Origin of the sequence: Halobacillus kuroshimensis DSM 18393, assembly GCF_000425705.1 — a bacterium.
Taxonomy (GTDB): domain Bacteria; phylum Bacillota; class Bacilli; order Bacillales; family Halobacillaceae; genus Halobacillus; species Halobacillus kuroshimensis.
Genome location: NZ_AUDY01000014.1, coordinates 197,832 through 213,318, shown reverse-complemented (window position 1 = coordinate 213,318; position 15,487 = coordinate 197,832). Strand labels below are relative to the sequence as shown.

Annotated in this window: 14 protein-coding genes, 1 rRNA gene, 1 riboswitch and 1 other annotated feature; of the genes, 3 read left to right on the top strand and 12 right to left on the bottom strand. The window is 47.4% G+C overall.

What is annotated here, in order from left to right:
• The 4 genes from H615_RS0118240 to leuS all read right to left on the bottom strand — a co-directional run.
• Positions 1-418: ribosomal RNA gene (locus tag H615_RS0118240) — 16S ribosomal RNA — on the bottom strand; the annotation flags it as partial.
• 373 nt (positions 419-791) lie between these two features.
• Positions 792-1,007 (bottom strand): rhodanese-like domain-containing protein, encoded by a 216-nt coding sequence (locus tag H615_RS22735; protein ID WP_242520310.1) that lies wholly within the window; start codon positions 1,005-1,007, stop codon positions 792-794.
• A gap of 139 nt (positions 1,008-1,146) precedes the next feature.
• Positions 1,147-1,458, bottom strand: a complete 312-nt coding sequence (locus tag H615_RS0118230) for a rhodanese-like domain-containing protein (RefSeq protein ID WP_027956487.1) — start codon at positions 1,456-1,458, stop codon at positions 1,147-1,149.
• Between the two features lie 139 nt (positions 1,459-1,597).
• Positions 1,598-4,012 (bottom strand): leucine--tRNA ligase, encoded by a 2,415-nt coding sequence (gene leuS / locus H615_RS0118225; RefSeq protein ID WP_027956486.1) that lies wholly within the window; start codon positions 4,010-4,012, stop codon positions 1,598-1,600.
• Between the two features lie 53 nt (positions 4,013-4,065).
• Positions 4,066-4,284 (bottom strand) — a binding site (T-box leader).
• A gap of 105 nt (positions 4,285-4,389) precedes the next feature.
• Between leuS and mnmM the strand changes: the two genes are divergently transcribed.
• Complete coding sequence (gene mnmM / locus H615_RS0118220; RefSeq protein WP_027956485.1) at positions 4,390-4,965, top strand: tRNA 5-(aminomethyl)-2-thiouridylate-methyltransferase MnmM; 576 nt, start codon at positions 4,390-4,392, stop codon at positions 4,963-4,965.
• Between the two features lie 16 nt (positions 4,966-4,981).
• Here mnmM and H615_RS0118215 read toward each other — a convergent pair whose 3' ends face one another.
• On the bottom strand, positions 4,982-6,055 hold the full coding sequence (locus tag H615_RS0118215; protein WP_027956484.1) for a tetraprenyl-beta-curcumene synthase family protein: 1,074 nt from the start codon (positions 6,053-6,055) through the stop codon (positions 4,982-4,984).
• Positions 6,056-6,067: 12 nt separating this feature from the next.
• A complete protein-coding gene (locus H615_RS0118210; RefSeq protein WP_027956483.1) occupies positions 6,068-6,850 on the bottom strand; it encodes an alpha/beta hydrolase in 783 nt (260 codons plus the stop codon).
• Between the two features lie 59 nt (positions 6,851-6,909).
• Here H615_RS0118210 and H615_RS0118205 point away from each other — a divergent pair, with 59 nt between their 5' ends.
• Complete coding sequence (locus tag H615_RS0118205; protein ID WP_027956482.1) at positions 6,910-7,422, top strand: gamma carbonic anhydrase; 513 nt, start codon at positions 6,910-6,912, stop codon at positions 7,420-7,422.
• Positions 7,423-7,601: 179 nt separating this feature from the next.
• On the opposite strand, the gene metK is transcribed toward H615_RS0118205, so the two are convergent.
• Positions 7,602-8,798, bottom strand: a complete 1,197-nt coding sequence (metK, locus tag H615_RS0118200) for a methionine adenosyltransferase (protein ID WP_027956481.1) — start codon at positions 8,796-8,798, stop codon at positions 7,602-7,604.
• Positions 8,799-9,028: 230 nt separating this feature from the next.
• Positions 9,029-9,135: riboswitch (SAM riboswitch) on the bottom strand.
• A 250-nt stretch (positions 9,136-9,385) separates the two neighbouring features.
• Between metK and pckA the strand changes: the two genes are divergently transcribed.
• A complete protein-coding gene (gene pckA, locus H615_RS0118195) occupies positions 9,386-10,978 on the top strand; it encodes a phosphoenolpyruvate carboxykinase (ATP) (RefSeq protein ID WP_027956480.1) in 1,593 nt (530 codons plus the stop codon).
• Between the two features lie 42 nt (positions 10,979-11,020).
• On the opposite strand, the gene ytkD is transcribed toward pckA, so the two are convergent.
• The 5 genes from ytkD to menB form a co-directional block, all read right to left on the bottom strand.
• Entirely contained in the window at positions 11,021-11,485 is a 465-nt protein-coding gene (gene ytkD / locus H615_RS0118190) for an RNA deprotection pyrophosphohydrolase (RefSeq protein ID WP_027956479.1), read from the bottom strand.
• A gap of 178 nt (positions 11,486-11,663) precedes the next feature.
• Positions 11,664-11,975: a hypothetical protein gene (locus H615_RS0118185; RefSeq protein ID WP_027956478.1), complete on the bottom strand. Its 312-nt coding sequence runs from the start codon at positions 11,973-11,975 to the stop codon at positions 11,664-11,666.
• Positions 11,976-12,029: 54 nt separating this feature from the next.
• Positions 12,030-13,133 (bottom strand): o-succinylbenzoate synthase, encoded by a 1,104-nt coding sequence (menC, locus tag H615_RS0118180; protein ID WP_027956477.1) that lies wholly within the window; start codon positions 13,131-13,133, stop codon positions 12,030-12,032.
• Entirely contained in the window at positions 13,130-14,587 is a 1,458-nt protein-coding gene (locus tag H615_RS0118175) for an o-succinylbenzoate--CoA ligase (protein WP_027956476.1), read from the bottom strand. The genes menC and H615_RS0118175 overlap by 4 nt, the downstream gene beginning before the upstream one ends.
• A 77-nt stretch (positions 14,588-14,664) precedes the next feature.
• Entirely contained in the window at positions 14,665-15,483 is an 819-nt protein-coding gene (menB, locus tag H615_RS0118170) for a 1,4-dihydroxy-2-naphthoyl-CoA synthase (protein ID WP_027956475.1), read from the bottom strand.
• Between the last annotated feature and the right edge of the window lie 4 nt (positions 15,484-15,487).

The following is a 15,487-nucleotide window of genomic DNA, read 5'->3' as shown; positions in this document are numbered from 1 at the left end:
TTGCTCCGTCAGACTTTCGTCCATTGCGGAAGATTCCCTACTGCTGCCTCCCGTAGGAGTCTGGGCCGTGTCTCAGTCCCAGTGTGGCCGATCACCCTCTCAGGTCGGCTACGCATCGTTGCCTTGGTGAGCCGTTACCTCACCAACTAGCTAATGCGCCGCGGGCCCATCTGTAAGTGATAGCGAGAAGCCATCTTTCAACTTATCTTCATGCGAAGAAAAGTATTACCCGGCATTAGCCCCGGTTTCCCGGGGTTATTCCGATCTTACAGGCAGGTTGCCCACGTGTTACTCACCCGTCCGCCGCTCGTTCCACGAGCTTCACCCCGAAGGGATCCACTCGCTTCCCGCGCTCGACTTGCATGTATTAGGCACGCCGCCAGCGTTCGTCCTGAGCCAGGATCAAACTCTCCATAAAAGTAGTTTGACTTGCTCATTTGCACACCGAATGTGCTTTGTTTCAAATTTCTTCATTAAAGAAGAAATGTTTTGACGTACTGGTTGGTTCGTTCAGTTTTCAAAGATCAAATACTGCCTTGTGCGACAGTAATCAAATTCTAGCACAACTACTCTTATTTCGTCAATAGCATTTACTAGATTTTGTTGAAAGTTTTATGTTGCTGTTACTTTCTCTGAAGCAACGTTTACTATATTACATGTTTCACACCGTTACGTCAATAGAATGATAGATATCTTTATCAACTTTTTATATTCTGCTACTATCATGGTTTTCTTATATGGATATGATCCGGACAATTAAAAAAATGAGCCTCTTCTATAGTCGAAGAGGCTCATTCAGGCTGCAAGTAATAGACGGCCTTTCTTTTTTTCTTTCTGATGATACGTGCGGCCATCCGAGCGGCCCGTTTATTGTCGGAAATGACTAAGATATCTTTTGTGCAGTCAAACCGTTCCTTTAAAGCCCGGGGCAAATAATTCAATGGAATGTTCTCGGCTCCAGGATAGGGGGAGCGGTGGGCGATGATGTAATCCCTGATATCAATCACACAGACGTTATCCCCTGAATAAGACTGTTCGAAATAAGACTTCAGAGATGATCTCCGATTATAGTAGAACAAGGTGGTCAGGAATATTATTATGGCCGATCCATATACGAATTCCATTGATCTCACAACCCTTTCAGGATTAAAAGACGAGTTCTCCGTCCCATTTCAACATGCCGCCTTCCATATTCGATACATTGGAGAAGCCCTTTTCCTTCATAAATTCTGATGCGTTCATGCTTCTGCGGCCGGAGCGGCAGACCATCACATAGGATTCATCTTTTGGAAGCTGATCTACAGACTGCGGGATGTCGCTTAGTTTAATGTGTCTGGCACCAGGAATCATACCTTGAGCCACTTCATCATCTTCCCTCACATCTATGACTTTAATATCTTCATTATTGTCCAGTTTGTTTTCGACTTCCTGTGGTGTTATTTCTTTAATTTCGTTCACGATAACCCCTCCAATTGTATTGATCCATGTTCATTTTAATTCATCATATTTCAAAGTCAAGACATCTGTTCAAGAGGTGGTTTCCTGCATAAAAAGAGTGCCACAGGCAATTTACCCAGCGGCACTCTTTCTAAAACGATCAGTTGGCTACAATATTCACAAGTTTTCCAGGGACTGCAATGACTTTTCGAACCGTTTTTCCGTTCAGCCATTCCTGAACGTCCTCATTTTCCAGCGCCTGCTTTTCAAGATCCTCTTTGGAGGCCTCCACAGGCACCATCATTTTCGCTCTTACTTTACCCATGACCTGAACGACAATCTCTACCTCATCTTCGACAAGTTTGGATTCATCGAAAGAAGGCCAAGGTTGATAAGTGATGGTTTCCTCATGTCCAAGCTTTTCCCATAGTTCTTCTGCAACGTGAGGAGCAACAGGGGAAAGCAGCTGTACAAATCCTTCCGCATAGGCTTTTGGAATCGTATCGGCCTTATAGGCTTCATTAATGAAGACCATCATCTGTGAAATGCCTGTATTGAAACGCAGTTCCTCAAAGTTTTCCGTCACTTTTTTCACCGTCTCATGGTAGACCTTCTCCAAGGGATGGCCGGATTGTTCCGGTTGAATTGAGCTTGACAGCTCACCATCCGGCATGAACAACCTCCATACACGATCAAGGAAACGACGGGCGCCGTCAAGACCGTTTGTCGACCAGGCAATAGATGCTTCCAATGGGCCCATGAACATTTCATAAAGGCGCAGGGTATCGGCCCCGTGTGAATAGACGATATCATCAGGGTTCACGACGTTCCCTTTGGATTTACTCATTTTCTCGTTATTCTCTCCGAGAATCATCCCCTGGTTGAACAGTTTTTGGAATGGTTCTTTTGTTGGAACGACACCTGCATCATATAGAACCTTGTGCCAGAAACGGGCATAAAGAAGGTGAAGAACGGCATGTTCAGCCCCACCGATATATACGTCGACAGGAAGCCACTTCTTCAAGGCTTCATAATCTGCAAATGTTTCTGAATTAGCCGGATCAATATAACGAAGATAATACCAGCAGCTTCCGGCCCACTGCGGCATGGTGTTTGTTTCTCTGCGGCCCTTCATCCCTGTTTCAGGGTCCACAACGTTTACCCAGTCATCAATATTAGCCAGCGGTGACTCCCCGGTCCCTGATGGTTTGATTTCTGTTGTTTTCGGCAGTTCAATAGGAAGATCCGCTTCTTTTACCGGTGTGATGGATCCGTCTTCCCAGTGGATGACAGGAATCGGCTCTCCCCAGTAACGCTGGCGGCTGAACAACCAGTCACGCAGACGGTATGTCGTTTGTTTCTGTCCCCGGCTGTTATCCTCCAGCCATTGTATGGCTTTTTGGATGGCTTCTTCTTTTTGGAGGCCGTCAAGGAAGTCGGAATTGATGTGGAGTCCGTCTTCTGTATAAGCCGCTTCCTCTACATTCCCGCCTTCAACAACGGGGATGATAGGCAGACCGAAAGCCTGGGCGAATTCATAATCCCGCTCATCATGAGCCGGGACCGCCATGATTGCTCCACTTCCATAGCTCATAAGCACGTAGTCCGCCACCCATACCGGAAGTTTTTCACCGTTGATCGGGTTGACGGCATAGGCTCCGGTAAATACTCCGGTTTTATCCTTCGCTAAATCTGTCCGCTCAAGGTCGCTTTTGTTTTTCGCTTTTTCAATATAAGTGCCTACTGCTTCTTTTTGTTCACTTGTTACGATTTCATCGACTAATGGGTGCTCAGGTGCAAGAACCGCGTAAGTGGCCCCGAACAATGTATCCGGACGCGTTGTAAATACATCAAAGGTAAGCTCTGTACCGTCCAGCGCAAAGGTGACTTCCGCCCCTTCGGATTTACCGATCCAGTTGCGCTGCATATCTTTAATGCTTTCCGGCCAGTCCAGCTCTTCCAGATCATCCAGAAGACGATCCGCATAAGCCGTGATTTTAAGCATCCATTGTTTCATCGGACGGCGCTCAACAGGGTGACCTCCACGCTCACTCTTTCCATCAATGACTTCTTCATTGGCCAGAACCGTACCCAGGGCAGGGCACCAGTTTACAGCGACTTCATCGATATAGGCGAGCCCTTTTTCATAAAGCTTCAGGAAGATCCACTGTGTCCACTTGTAGTAATCGGGGTCTGTTGTATTGACTTCACGATCCCAGTCATAGGAAAAACCCAGCTCCTGGATTTGACGACGGAAGTTATCAATATTCTGCTTTGTGAATTCTTCCGGATCATTTCCTGTATCCAGTGCATACTGTTCCGCCGGAAGACCAAAGGCATCCCAGCCGATCGGATGTAGAACTTCATATCCCTGCATCCGCTTCATACGGGAAAGGATGTCTGTTGCCGTGTAACCTTCCGGGTGCCCGACGTGCAGACCTGCTCCGGACGGATACGGGAACATATCCAATGCGTAAAATTTCTGTTTGTCTGAATGACTGTCTGTTTTGAACGTTTTTTCGTTCAACCAATGATTCTGCCACTTTTTCTCTATCGTTTTATGATCAAAAGCCACTTCATTTCCTCCTTTATCTCTCTCGAATAAAATATAAAAAAGCCCCTCATCCCAAATGGGACGAGAGGCTTGATTCCCGCGGTACCACCCAAATTAACACAACTTATGTGTTCAACTCGACATCTGTAACGGCGATGAAACCGGCAGAAACTACTCTTCGTTCACTTCTGCGACATCCAAGGCGAGTTCAGGACAATTAAGGACAGCTTCCACCAGCCGCTGCCTCTCTGGTACTTAATCAGAACCTTACTACTCCTTTTCAACGTCATCATATATATTCGTATCTTAATGAAAGGGCAGGCCTTTGTCAAGCGCTCCTCTTATCACCCAGCCATTCATGCTACAATAAGGTGAAATCTATTGTTTGGAGGCACAGCATGATTTTAAATAAAATACTGGAGCAGGCTCACGCTCTTATGAAAAAGGCTGTTCATGAAGGCGGCGCTGTCATTGACGGGACGTGCGGCAACGGCCATGACACCTTATTCTTATCCAACCTCGTCGGAAACGATGGTCACGTCTATGCTTTTGATATCCAGGAACAGGCCGTTGAAAATACCAGGGCACGTTTGAAAGAGCACGAAGTACTGGAAAGGGCCACGGTCATTCATGACTCTCATACGCACATTGAGAAGCACCTGCAGGAGGAGCATAAAGGCATGATCCAGGCGGCTATCTACAATCTTGGATATCTGCCGGGCAGTGATAAAAGCATCATCACAAAGCCGAATGACACCATTACGTCCATCCAAAACGTCTTGAAATCCTTAAAAAAAGGAGGCCTTGTCGTCCTCGTCGTCTATCACGGACACCCGGGAGGAAAAGAGGAAAAGGAAGCCGTCCTCCGTTATGTCTCCTCACTGGACCATAAGAACTATGAAGTTCTCAACTACAGCTTCATCAACAAGGATCGGACCCCTCCCTTTATTATCGCCATCGAGAAAAACGTATAAAACAAGCCTGGCAGTTTTAACCCCTGCCGGGCTTTAATTTATGGTACATTTTCGTATTGAAATAAAAGAAAGCCGTCTTCCGGCCGCTGATTTTCAGCATATCCTTTACAAAGCTCTTTGCATTGGACAACCGCCCGACTTTCCTGTCAGCCAGATACATCCCAACAAGGCCTTTATGGATCATTTGATGAAAGGCCCGGTCCGGAAGCTTCTGAACCTCTTCATCCGTCCTGCGCACAAAGTATTCAAATCTCCCTTTCATCTGTTCCTGATGGTCATAATAGGAACAGAAATTGAGATCTCCTTCCCGTTCATCCTCTTCCTGATCAATATAATAGTCAAGCAGAATATGAAGCCCCTGCATAAACGGAAAATAACTGTCCTCCACATTACGGGCCAGATCCTCATCCATTTTGTTCCCCAGCGCATAAGAAACCAGGCAGAAAATGCCCAAGGTGGAGCCGGTGCAGGCGGAAAATTCATACCATTTCAATTCCGGCCAGTCGGTCTGGTGATGTTCGAACCACTGCTGTAGTCTCGGAATCCTTTCCTCTTCGATCACGTGCTTATGTACCTGAAGGTCGCAGTACAAACGCCCAAGCTTCAGTGCCCGCCCATGGACAATCTGATAATTATCAGCCTGACCCAGCACATCCTGACAGGTTTTCACAAGCTCATGAAGATACCCGCCGTCATCCTTTTCTTCCCTGTATTTATAATAGTCTCGGCACGGATTTCCCGGGGTTAATGCATCAGCCATCGACAAGTGGAGCCTTTCAAAATCATCAGGATCCATGGAGGTGCTCCGGTCACATAAATTATCGAGATAATCACTGATCGTCTGATAAGCGACAATAAAGCGGACAGCAAGATCCGGGCGGTCACCGGAAAGCACGGAATAAATCGCCCCACCTTCGCAATGAAAGGTTTTATCCTTAATACTGGCCTCGGCCTGTGCTCTTAATTCTTCATTAGGGATACGGGAGGCAGCTTCTTTCCAATAGGCTAGCTCTTTATGTACTCGCGGAAACACATTCCGATACACTTCATAAAGCAGATGGACAGCATTGCTTGGAACGGACTCCTTCAAGGGTGGACACTCCTAACGTTCATTTATTATGTTGCTCAAAAAAGACTGTGTATAGTGATAGACCTGGTCATTTTCCGGCTCATTGAAAATTTCATGATAAAGGCCCGGCCACAGCTTATAACTTTTTTCACTGGTATCAACATGATTGAACCATTCTTTCGTGCGTGCCGGATCCACTAAAAGGTCTTCCTCTGCCTGCATCACTAAGAGAGGAACATCAGGAAAACGATTGACTTGTTGAAACGCCCGGCTTCCCGCCTTTTGAAACTCACGGTACCACCGCACCGATACTTTATCAATGACAAGAGGATCCTGACGGAATTCTTCAACCTTGATTTGGTTTCTAGTTACATTTTCGGGATTCTGTCCCGCTTTCATACGCAGCGAAGGTGTAAAAACATTCATTAGATATGATAAAGCTTCCAGCGGCCGGGTCGTTTTATTCCGGATCTGTACAGCTGGAGAAGACAAAATCACACCATCCAGCTGGGGCTGCTTTTCCTCCATAAAACGAATCACAGCCAGTCCACCCATGCTGTGGCCGAGAAGGAATATCTTTTTATCCGGATCCGCCTGCTCATACCAGCTTTGAATGGTTTCAACGTAATCACCAAACGAACGAATATGACCTTTCTTCCCATCGGACAACCCCTGTCCCGGCAGGTCTCCATAAATCACTGAAAAACCGTCCTGACGGAAACGATCGGCAAGTTCCTTATACCTTCCCTTATGCTCAAAAGCGCCATGGACGAGAATGATCGTTGCGCGATCACGGGTCGATTCCAGTTTTTCCACAGCCGATCCCTCTTTTCATTTGATATACTGATGTTATTCATATTATAAGGGGGCTTCGTATGATTTGCGAATATAAAGGGAAACAACCTCTCATCCACCCATCAGCTTTTACAGCAGAAGATGCCGTCATTACCGGGGATGTTGTCATAGAAGAGAACGCAAGCATCTGGTTTAAGACGGTCATCCGCGGCGATGTCTCATCGGTACATATCGGTAAAAACACAAATGTCCAGGATCTGAGTATGCTGCACCAAAGCCCTGACCAGCCTCTCATACTGGAAGACGGCGTTACGGTCGGGCATCAGGTTACCCTGCATTCTGCACACGTTAAACACGACGCTCTGATCGGTATGGGATCCATGATTCTTGATGGCGCTGTCATAGGGGAGCGGGCCTTTATCGGAGCAGGAAGCCTTGTTCCGCCCGGAAAAGAAATCCCTCCGGATACACTGGCCTTCGGGCGTCCGGCCAAGGTGATCCGTTCCTTAACAGAAGAGGATTACAAAGAAATGGACCGGATCCGGAAATCGTATGTCGCAAAAGGGCAGTACTATAAGAACCTTCGGGGCTGAAACGCTTTTCAGCTGGATGCCTGCATGAATAGAAGACAGGCGGAGGGAAATGGATACAATCTCTCAGGAAGAACAAGGGATGGCCGTATCGTAGATTGAAAGACCAATACGTACTCTTCCGTTTGTACAGTCATGAAAATAAAAAAAGCTGCTTCCTCCAACAAGGAAACAGCTTTTTTTTATTGAAAACGTCCGCTGAGCTCTTCCGCTTTATCCGTTCGTTCCCATGGAAACTCAACATCTGTCCGGCCAAAGTGGCCGTAGGCAGACGTATCACGGTAAATAGGCTTACGAAGATCGAGCATTTTAATGATTCCAGCAGGACGGAGATCAAACAAGTCACGCACAGCGCCCACCAGCTTTTCTTCCGACACTTTGCCGGACCCGCTGGTATTGATGGAAATGGAAACCGGCTGGGCCACCCCGATCGCATAGGCGAGCTGGACTTCCACCGTATCCGCAAGACCTGCGGCTACGATGTTTTTCGCAACATAACGAGCTGCGTATGCAGCGGAACGGTCCACTTTGGTCGCATCCTTCCCACTGAAGGCACCACCACCGTGACGCGCATATCCACCGTACGTATCTACGATGATCTTACGTCCTGTTAAACCGGCATCCCCTTGAGGACCGCCGATTACAAAACGCCCGGTCGGATTGATAAAGTATTTGGTTTCATCATCAATATAGCCTTCCGGTACAACCGGCCCGATCACCTGCTCTTTCAAATCCTTCTGGATCTGTTCGAGCGTGACCTCTTCAGCGTGCTGAGTCGAAATAACAATCGTATCCACGCGGACCGGATGATCATTTTCATCATATTCAATCGTTACCTGCGTCTTGCCATCAGGACGAAGATAATCGAGTGTTCCGTCTTTGCGGACATCAGAAAGACGCTTGGAGAGTTTGTGGGCAAGAGAAATAGGCAGCGGCATCAGTTCAGGTGTTTCATTGTTGGCAAACCCGAACATCAATCCCTGGTCACCAGCACCGATGGCTTCTATTTCATCATCGCTCATTTTCCCTTCACGGGATTCAAGCGCAACATCCACCCCACCCGCAATATCCGGGGACTGCTCATCAATAGCCGTCAAAACGGCACATGTATCTGCATCAAAGCCGTATTTTGCTCGTGTATATCCAATATCTTTAATCGTCTGGCGCACGATTGATGGAATATCAACATAGGTATTCGTACTGATTTCACCGGAAACCAGGACAAGTCCCGTAGTTACTGTTGTCTCACATGCCACCCTTGCATTCGGGTCGTTTTTTAAAATTTCATCTAAAATAGCATCAGAAATAGCGTCACAGATTTTGTCCGGATGACCTTCTGTCACGGATTCTGATGTGAATAACCGGCGGTTCGCTGGCATTCTAAAAACTCCTCCTTCTGTAAGTACAAAGTATTAGACGGAACTCTTTACCAGTATGTGTAGAAAAACATAAGTTCATTTCATGAGTGTCACCCTGGATCCGAAAACGTTTTCGTGCACGTTCTCAGTCAGAAATAATAAACAGGCGGCAAGGCCTGGTCATGGACATTTCCTTCATATAAAAAGAAAAAACCCTTCCTATTACCGAGGAAAGGGGCTGCTTCCTTTCGCTCTTATCGTCCAAGGAGCTGACTCCTTGCTTCAGGTTAGCACCATGTCCCTGAGGACGGTTGCTGGGTTTCAAAGGGCCTGTCCCTCCACCAACTCTGGATAAGAGAGTTTCCGTTCTCAGCTATCGTATCGAAAAGCGTGTTTAATGTCAATTAGATTCATCGGGTTTCGAAAAACCCTTTCCATCCAAATTCATCCTGGATAAACGTTCTGATAAAACCATCATAGGATAATAACAGCCATGAAATAGGGCAGAATTGAAAACTTTCCCACAATCCACTGAATAGTATGGACGATTAAAATAAATGTGTTATACTAATCTCACATTATTAAACTGCAAAGGCGGGACGATGCATATGAGTACAATAAACCAACTGTCAGAACTTAATCTTCTACTTTCCCAGGACCATGTCCACCACCAATTATCTGTTCCACATTTAGTGGAAAAGATCTTATACCGCAATGAAGGTACACTCACGGAAAGAGGGGCTGTTCAGGCTACGACCGGTACCTATACGGGACGCTCACCAAAGGACAAATTCATTGTCCGCGACGACGTAACCGAAGATAAAGTTGAATGGGGTGCTGTGAACCAGCCTATTGACGATGATACGTTTGTGAAATTATACCATAAAGTGCTCGATTATTTGAAAGACCGCAGGGAGTTATTCGTCTTTAAGGGATTTGCAGGAGCGGATGAGCGCTACCGCCTTCCTATGCAGGTACTTACAGAATTCGCCTGGCACAATTTATTCGCCCGCCAAATGTTCATCCGGCCGGAGGCATCCGAATTGGAGGAGCATGACACAGAGTTCACTGTCATATCTGCTCCAACCTTCAAAGCAGATCCTGACGTGGATGGCACGAATTCCGAAGCGTTCATAATGGTTTCGTTTAAACACCGCGTTGTCCTCATCGGAGGAACAGAATACGCAGGGGAAATCAAGAAGTCCATCTTCTCCGTCATGAACTACCTGCTTCCGGAAAAGAACGTCCTTCCGATGCACTGTTCGGCCAACATCGGCAAAGAAGGCGACGTTGCTCTGTTCTTCGGTCTGTCAGGCACAGGAAAAACGACTCTGTCCGCTGATCCTCAGCGTCGCCTGATCGGTGACGATGAGCACGCCTGGTCCCCCTACGGTGTCTTTAACATTGAAGGAGGATGCTATGCCAAGTGCATCAACCTGTCCAAAGAAAAAGAACCGCAGATCTATGATGCCATTCATTTCGGATCCGTTTTGGAAAACGTCGTCCTTCAGCCGGATTCACACGCACCGGATTATGACGATACGAGCCTGACGGAAAATACACGGGCTGCCTACCCACTGGATCACATTGATAATACAGTGCAGCCAAGTATTGCCGGCCATCCAAATGCCATCATTTTCTTGACAGCCGATGCCACGGGAGTCCTCCCACCGATCAGCCGTTTAACAAAAGAACAGGCGATGTACCATTTTCTAAGCGGCTATACGAGTAAACTGGCTGGCACAGAGAGAGGGATTACCAAGCCGGAAGCTACTTTCTCCGCCTGCTTCGGTTCACCTTTCCTTCCGCTTGCTCCCTCAGCATATGCAGAGATGCTCGGAGAGAAAATTGACCAGTTCAATACGGACGTCTTTCTTGTCAATACAGGCTGGTCAGGGGGAGCCTACGGAGAAGGCGAGCGTATCAAACTGAGTTACACACGTTCCATGATCCATGCAGCTCTGGAAGGTGAACTGAGTTCTGCCGAAACTTATAAAGACCCTGTGTTCGGGCTTCACATCCCGACCCACTGCCCGGGAGTACCGGACGAAGTCTTATTTCCGAGAAAAACATGGAACAATCCGGCCGCTTATGATGAGAGTGCCAAGGAACTTGCCGAGAAGTTTCATGCCAACTTCAAAAAGTTCACATACGCCAGTGATAAAATCAAGCAGGCCGGCCCGACCCACCACACAAACTAAATACAAAAAATCCGCCGTTATCCAACGGCGGTTTTTTTCTGTTCAGCGGTGTTCCAGCCGCTTTAAACATTCCGGAAGAACCTCATCCTTCATCATGAAGCTGAACCGGTCGTTATTTTTCAAGTTTCCCGGCAGGTGCCGGAAAAGAACAGGGCCATGCGTTTCAAAATAATGATCTTGATCAGCCAGCTCAGATATTGTAGCAAAATAGACATTCTTGATGACAGTTCCGCCTTTTCCATCGACATGATACTGCCCAAGATAAGTCAGATCATCAATATCGGCTCCTGTTTCTTCTTTCACTTCTCTTACTGCTGCCTGTTCCGCCGTCTCCCCTTCTTCTACTTTCCCACCAGGGAATTCGAGCCCTCTGTCTTTGTGCCGGGTTAACAGCCACTGATCACGAAAGCGGCAGATGATCCACACATGTTTTGGCTCTTCAGAAAAAGGGTGATCCTCGAAGGATAACCGGACAGGATTTTGATAAAAATCATAAAAAGTTTTCATGTCTCTTCAACTGCCTTTAATCCTTGTTATACGTTCGCTTTCCTGTTTAAATCGTACCATAAGCAGCCGCAAATACAAACCAGTCCCTCTCCACTTATAGGATTTCCGGTCCGTACCGACACAAAATCCCCCTATTATGTAGGAAAGAACCGCTTCAAAAGGGGAAGCGGCCCTTCTCTCAACTTTTCAATACGCCCATTTCCTCAATATGCTTCTTCGTCATTTCATCACCCAGATCATAGATCTGTTGGAAAGCCTTATGCATATCGGCATCGGTATCATCGTTATCCTGATCCTGATGGTAAGGCATAAATGGAATATGAGCCCTGTAAAAGGACCGGACGTCTGCATGAGCAATCTCATCAAAAACTTCACGCAGAGCCGTCACTTCTTCAGGGGTGGCGTAGATAATAAAATCATCATTGTTGGCATCATGATTTATCGAAATCTCCCGCGTACCGATGTTAATGTAATACGGATCTCGTCCCATCTTCACCCTCCTTTCCCTTAGTGTGAACCATGAAGGGGAAGGTTATGAATCCATTTAGGAAAGGGTGTGGGTGGAAGACTGCTGCGTCACCTCTGCCAGCTTTTCCTCATCGACTTCTATGCCGATCCCATGACCTTGAGGCACAGGTAAGGCGCCTTTCTGCACCTTCAACGGAGGCTTTACAATATCAGCTTCAAAATAACGTGTCGACCCGGACAAGTCTCCCGGTATGGTGAAATTAGGCAGCGAGGCAAGGGCAAGGTTATGGGCTTTGGATATTCCCGATTCCACCATACCTCCGCACCACACCGGCACTCCCGATGCAGCACAGAAATCATGGATTTTTTTGGCGGCTGCCAATCCTCCTACACGACTGATTTTCACATTGATGATCCGGCAGCTGCCCAATCCAACCGCCTGTACAGCATCTTGATAAGAGGTCACCGATTCATCCAGGCAGATCGATGTCTGCATTCGTTTCTGAAGCTGCTGGTGCAGGTGAAAATCGCCGGAACGGAAAGGCTGCTCAATCATCAGCAGGCCATAACGATCCAAAGCGGTCAAGTTCTCCATATCCGTTTCATCGTACTGCCCGTTCCCGTCGATCATGATGGGCAGATCCGGAGAAGCAGCCCGGACCGATTCAATCATCTCCTGTTCCTTCCCTTTGATGATTTTAAGCTTATACCTTTCAAAGCCCTCCATCTGCAGATCAGTAATATCCTCTTCAAGGTGGTCACTCAGGCTGAGGACAGCTCCCGCCTGTACCATCTTTCTCGTTCCTCCGATCAAAGAGGAAAGGCTTGTTTCCTTCTGTTTGGCATACAGATCCCAGACAGCGCCTTCCAATCCTGCTTTAGCCATCGGGTGTCCATGCACGGAAGCTGCGATTTCCTGAAACTGCTCGGGGTGGGAAAGCGGGTTATCCGCGAATAGAGGGATAAGAAAATCCTTGAGGATATGCCATGCCGTGTCTGTCGTTTCATACGTATAAAAAGGCTCTGGAAATGCCGTCACTTCTCCGTATCCGGTCAAGCCTGAGCGATCGTGAGCTTCAACGATAATAAGTGGACGTGACGTTAGACTCCCCCTTTTTGTACGAAAGGGATGTTTCATCTTCAGCTCAATCTTTTTGAGGATGATTCTCTCGATATTCATTGGTCACCGCCCTCTGTCAGGGAAAACAATTTCCTTCTCAGTAATTTGTTGGAGGCGTTTCGTGGCAGTTCCTGAACCCAGTAAATATCAGCCGGCTGCTTATATTTCGCCAGCCTATCACCAATATAACGGTAGATGTCCTCATTCCTGATCGTCTCTTTCTCCGCCACAAGAAAAGCTGCCGGCACTTCACCCCATCGATCGTCCGGACGCCCCGTAACTCCAGCCTCTTTAACACCGGGGATTTCTGAAAGCACGCTTTCTATTTCAGCAGGATAGACATTTTCCCCACCGGATATAATCATATCCTTCACACGGTCGACGACGTATAAAAAACCGTCCTCATCCTGATACCCAAGATCTCCGGTATGAATATAAGGTTCCTGCCGTGCCCGACGGTTATAATATCCTTTCGACACCATAGGACCTTGGACAATGATTTCTCCAATCTCCCCTGGGACAGGAGTGTCGATCCACAGCTGAGCAAGGCTCAATGCTTTTCCTGCCGATCCCGCCTTATCAAAAGCGGAAGCAGGGCTCAATGTTGCAATTTGTGAGGAGGTTTCCGTCATCCCATAGGTCTGGAAAACAGGGATTCCCTTTTGAGAGCAGTTCTTTAACAGCACGTTCGGAACGGGACCGCCCCCGAGCAGCATGCAGCGGAACGTATCCGGATAACCGGATGAACCCGCCCGTTTGACAAGATGCTGGAGCATCACCGTAACGACAGACGCATGGGTCACATGCTTATCCATCACAGCTTCATGGACCTGCTCTTGATCGAATTTATCCATAAGGTACACGGACATTCCGTAAACCACACTCTTGATCAATACAGAGAAACCGCCGACGTGAAAAAGCGGCAGGCAGATGAGCCACTTATCATCAGGCGTCAAACCAAGGTTGAGAGCGGAAGCAGCTGCACTATACCAATGGTTGCCGTAGGTGTGAATCACGGCCTTTGGATTTCCTGTCGTTCCGGATGTGTACATCATCGTATAGGGAGCATCAAAATCAATCTCTTTCTTCAATCCCCCTTCCTCTCTGGTCACGGAAGGTTCATTTATACATTCCACAGCCTTCACCCCTGTACCTTCCACAGCTTGGTATGCTTTCTCTGTTAAGGAGACTGCGAAAAACAATCGGGAGACATCGGCATCCTCAAGCTGATAGGAGATTTCGGGCGCTGTCAGCCTTGTATTCAGCAAAACGACAACAGCTCCTATATAGCTGACCGCATGGATGAACACAGGAAAATGAATATCGTTTCCTGAAAGAAAAGCAATATGATCACCTTCCTCCACTCCCATACGTTTTAAATCATAAGCCATCTGCCGGCTTCTTTCCTGAAGCTCAGAAAATGTCCAAACGTGTCCTTCTGGTGTTTCCAGTGCTGTTTTTTCCGGATTTAAAAAGGCTTGTTTATCCAGCCAGTGAGGAATCTTTTCCCCCATATTGTTCTCTCCTTTCCTTCATTGGAAAAGGGGCATTCCCTTCTTTGGAATGCCCCTTCACTTATGATGTCCAGTTATTAAGGGAAACGAGGGAACTGATCGAAATCAGGTTTTCTCTTTTCCTTAAAGGCGTCGCGGCCTTCTTTTGCTTCATCTGTTGTGTAGTAAAGAAGTGTTGCGTCTCCACCCATTTGCTGCAGACCAGCAAGACCATCTGTATCTGCGTTGAAGGAAGCCTTCAAGAAACGCAGGGCTGTCGGGGACTTATCCAGCATTTCACGGCACCATTGAACCGTTTCTGCTTCAAGCTCCTCCAAAGGAACAACCGTGTTGACAAGGCCCATGTCCTCCGCTTCTTTGGCACTGTATTGACGGCACAGGTACCAGATTTCCCGCGCTTTCTTATGGCCGACGATACGCGCAAGAAGACCAGAGCCATAACCGGCGTCAAAGCTTCCGACTTTCGGTCCTGTCTGGCCGAAGATCGCATTATCAGCAGCAATCGTCAGGTCACAGACAATATGTAGGACGTGACCCCCACCAATAGCATAACCGGAAACCATAGCTACGACCGGTTTAGGAATAACACGGATCAAACGTTGTAGGTCCAGGACGTTCAAGCGTGGAATCTGGTCGTTGCCGACATATCCACCGTGCCCACGTACTTTCTGGTCACCTCCGGCACAGAACGCATCATCACCGGCTCCTGCAAGAACAATCACACCGATTCTGGAATCGTCACGAGCATAGGCAAATGCGTCGATCAGTTCGGAAACCGTCTGCGGGCGGAACGCGTTGCGGACCTCCGGACGATTTATCGTTATTTTAGCAATTCCTTCGAAACGCTCGTACATAATATCTTCGTACTCTCGATCTTGAATCCAATCAAAAGACATATCA

Excerpts from the sequence above, each read along its gene's own strand:
- metK (WP_027956481.1), bottom strand. The coding sequence starts at position 8,798 with ATGCCAGCGAACCGCCGGTTATTCACATCAGAATCCGTGACAGAAGGT.
- H615_RS0118205 (WP_027956482.1), top strand. The coding sequence starts at position 6,910 with ATGATTTGCGAATATAAAGGGAAACAACCTCTCATCCACCCATCAGCT.
- menC (WP_027956477.1), bottom strand. The coding sequence starts at position 13,133 with ATGAATATCGAGAGAATCATCCTCAAAAAGATTGAGCTGAAGATGAAA.
- H615_RS0118185 (WP_027956478.1), bottom strand. The coding sequence starts at position 11,975 with ATGGGACGAGATCCGTATTACATTAACATCGGTACGCGGGAGATTTCG.
- H615_RS0118175 (WP_027956476.1), bottom strand. The coding sequence starts at position 14,587 with ATGGGGGAAAAGATTCCTCACTGGCTGGATAAACAAGCCTTTTTAAAT.
- ytkD (WP_027956479.1), bottom strand. The coding sequence starts at position 11,485 with ATGAAAACTTTTTATGATTTTTATCAAAATCCTGTCCGGTTATCCTTC.
- menB (WP_027956475.1), bottom strand. The coding sequence starts at position 15,483 with ATGTCTTTTGATTGGATTCAAGATCGAGAGTACGAAGATATTATGTAC.
- pckA (WP_027956480.1), top strand. The coding sequence starts at position 9,386 with ATGAGTACAATAAACCAACTGTCAGAACTTAATCTTCTACTTTCCCAG.
- mnmM (WP_027956485.1), top strand. The coding sequence starts at position 4,390 with ATGATTTTAAATAAAATACTGGAGCAGGCTCACGCTCTTATGAAAAAG.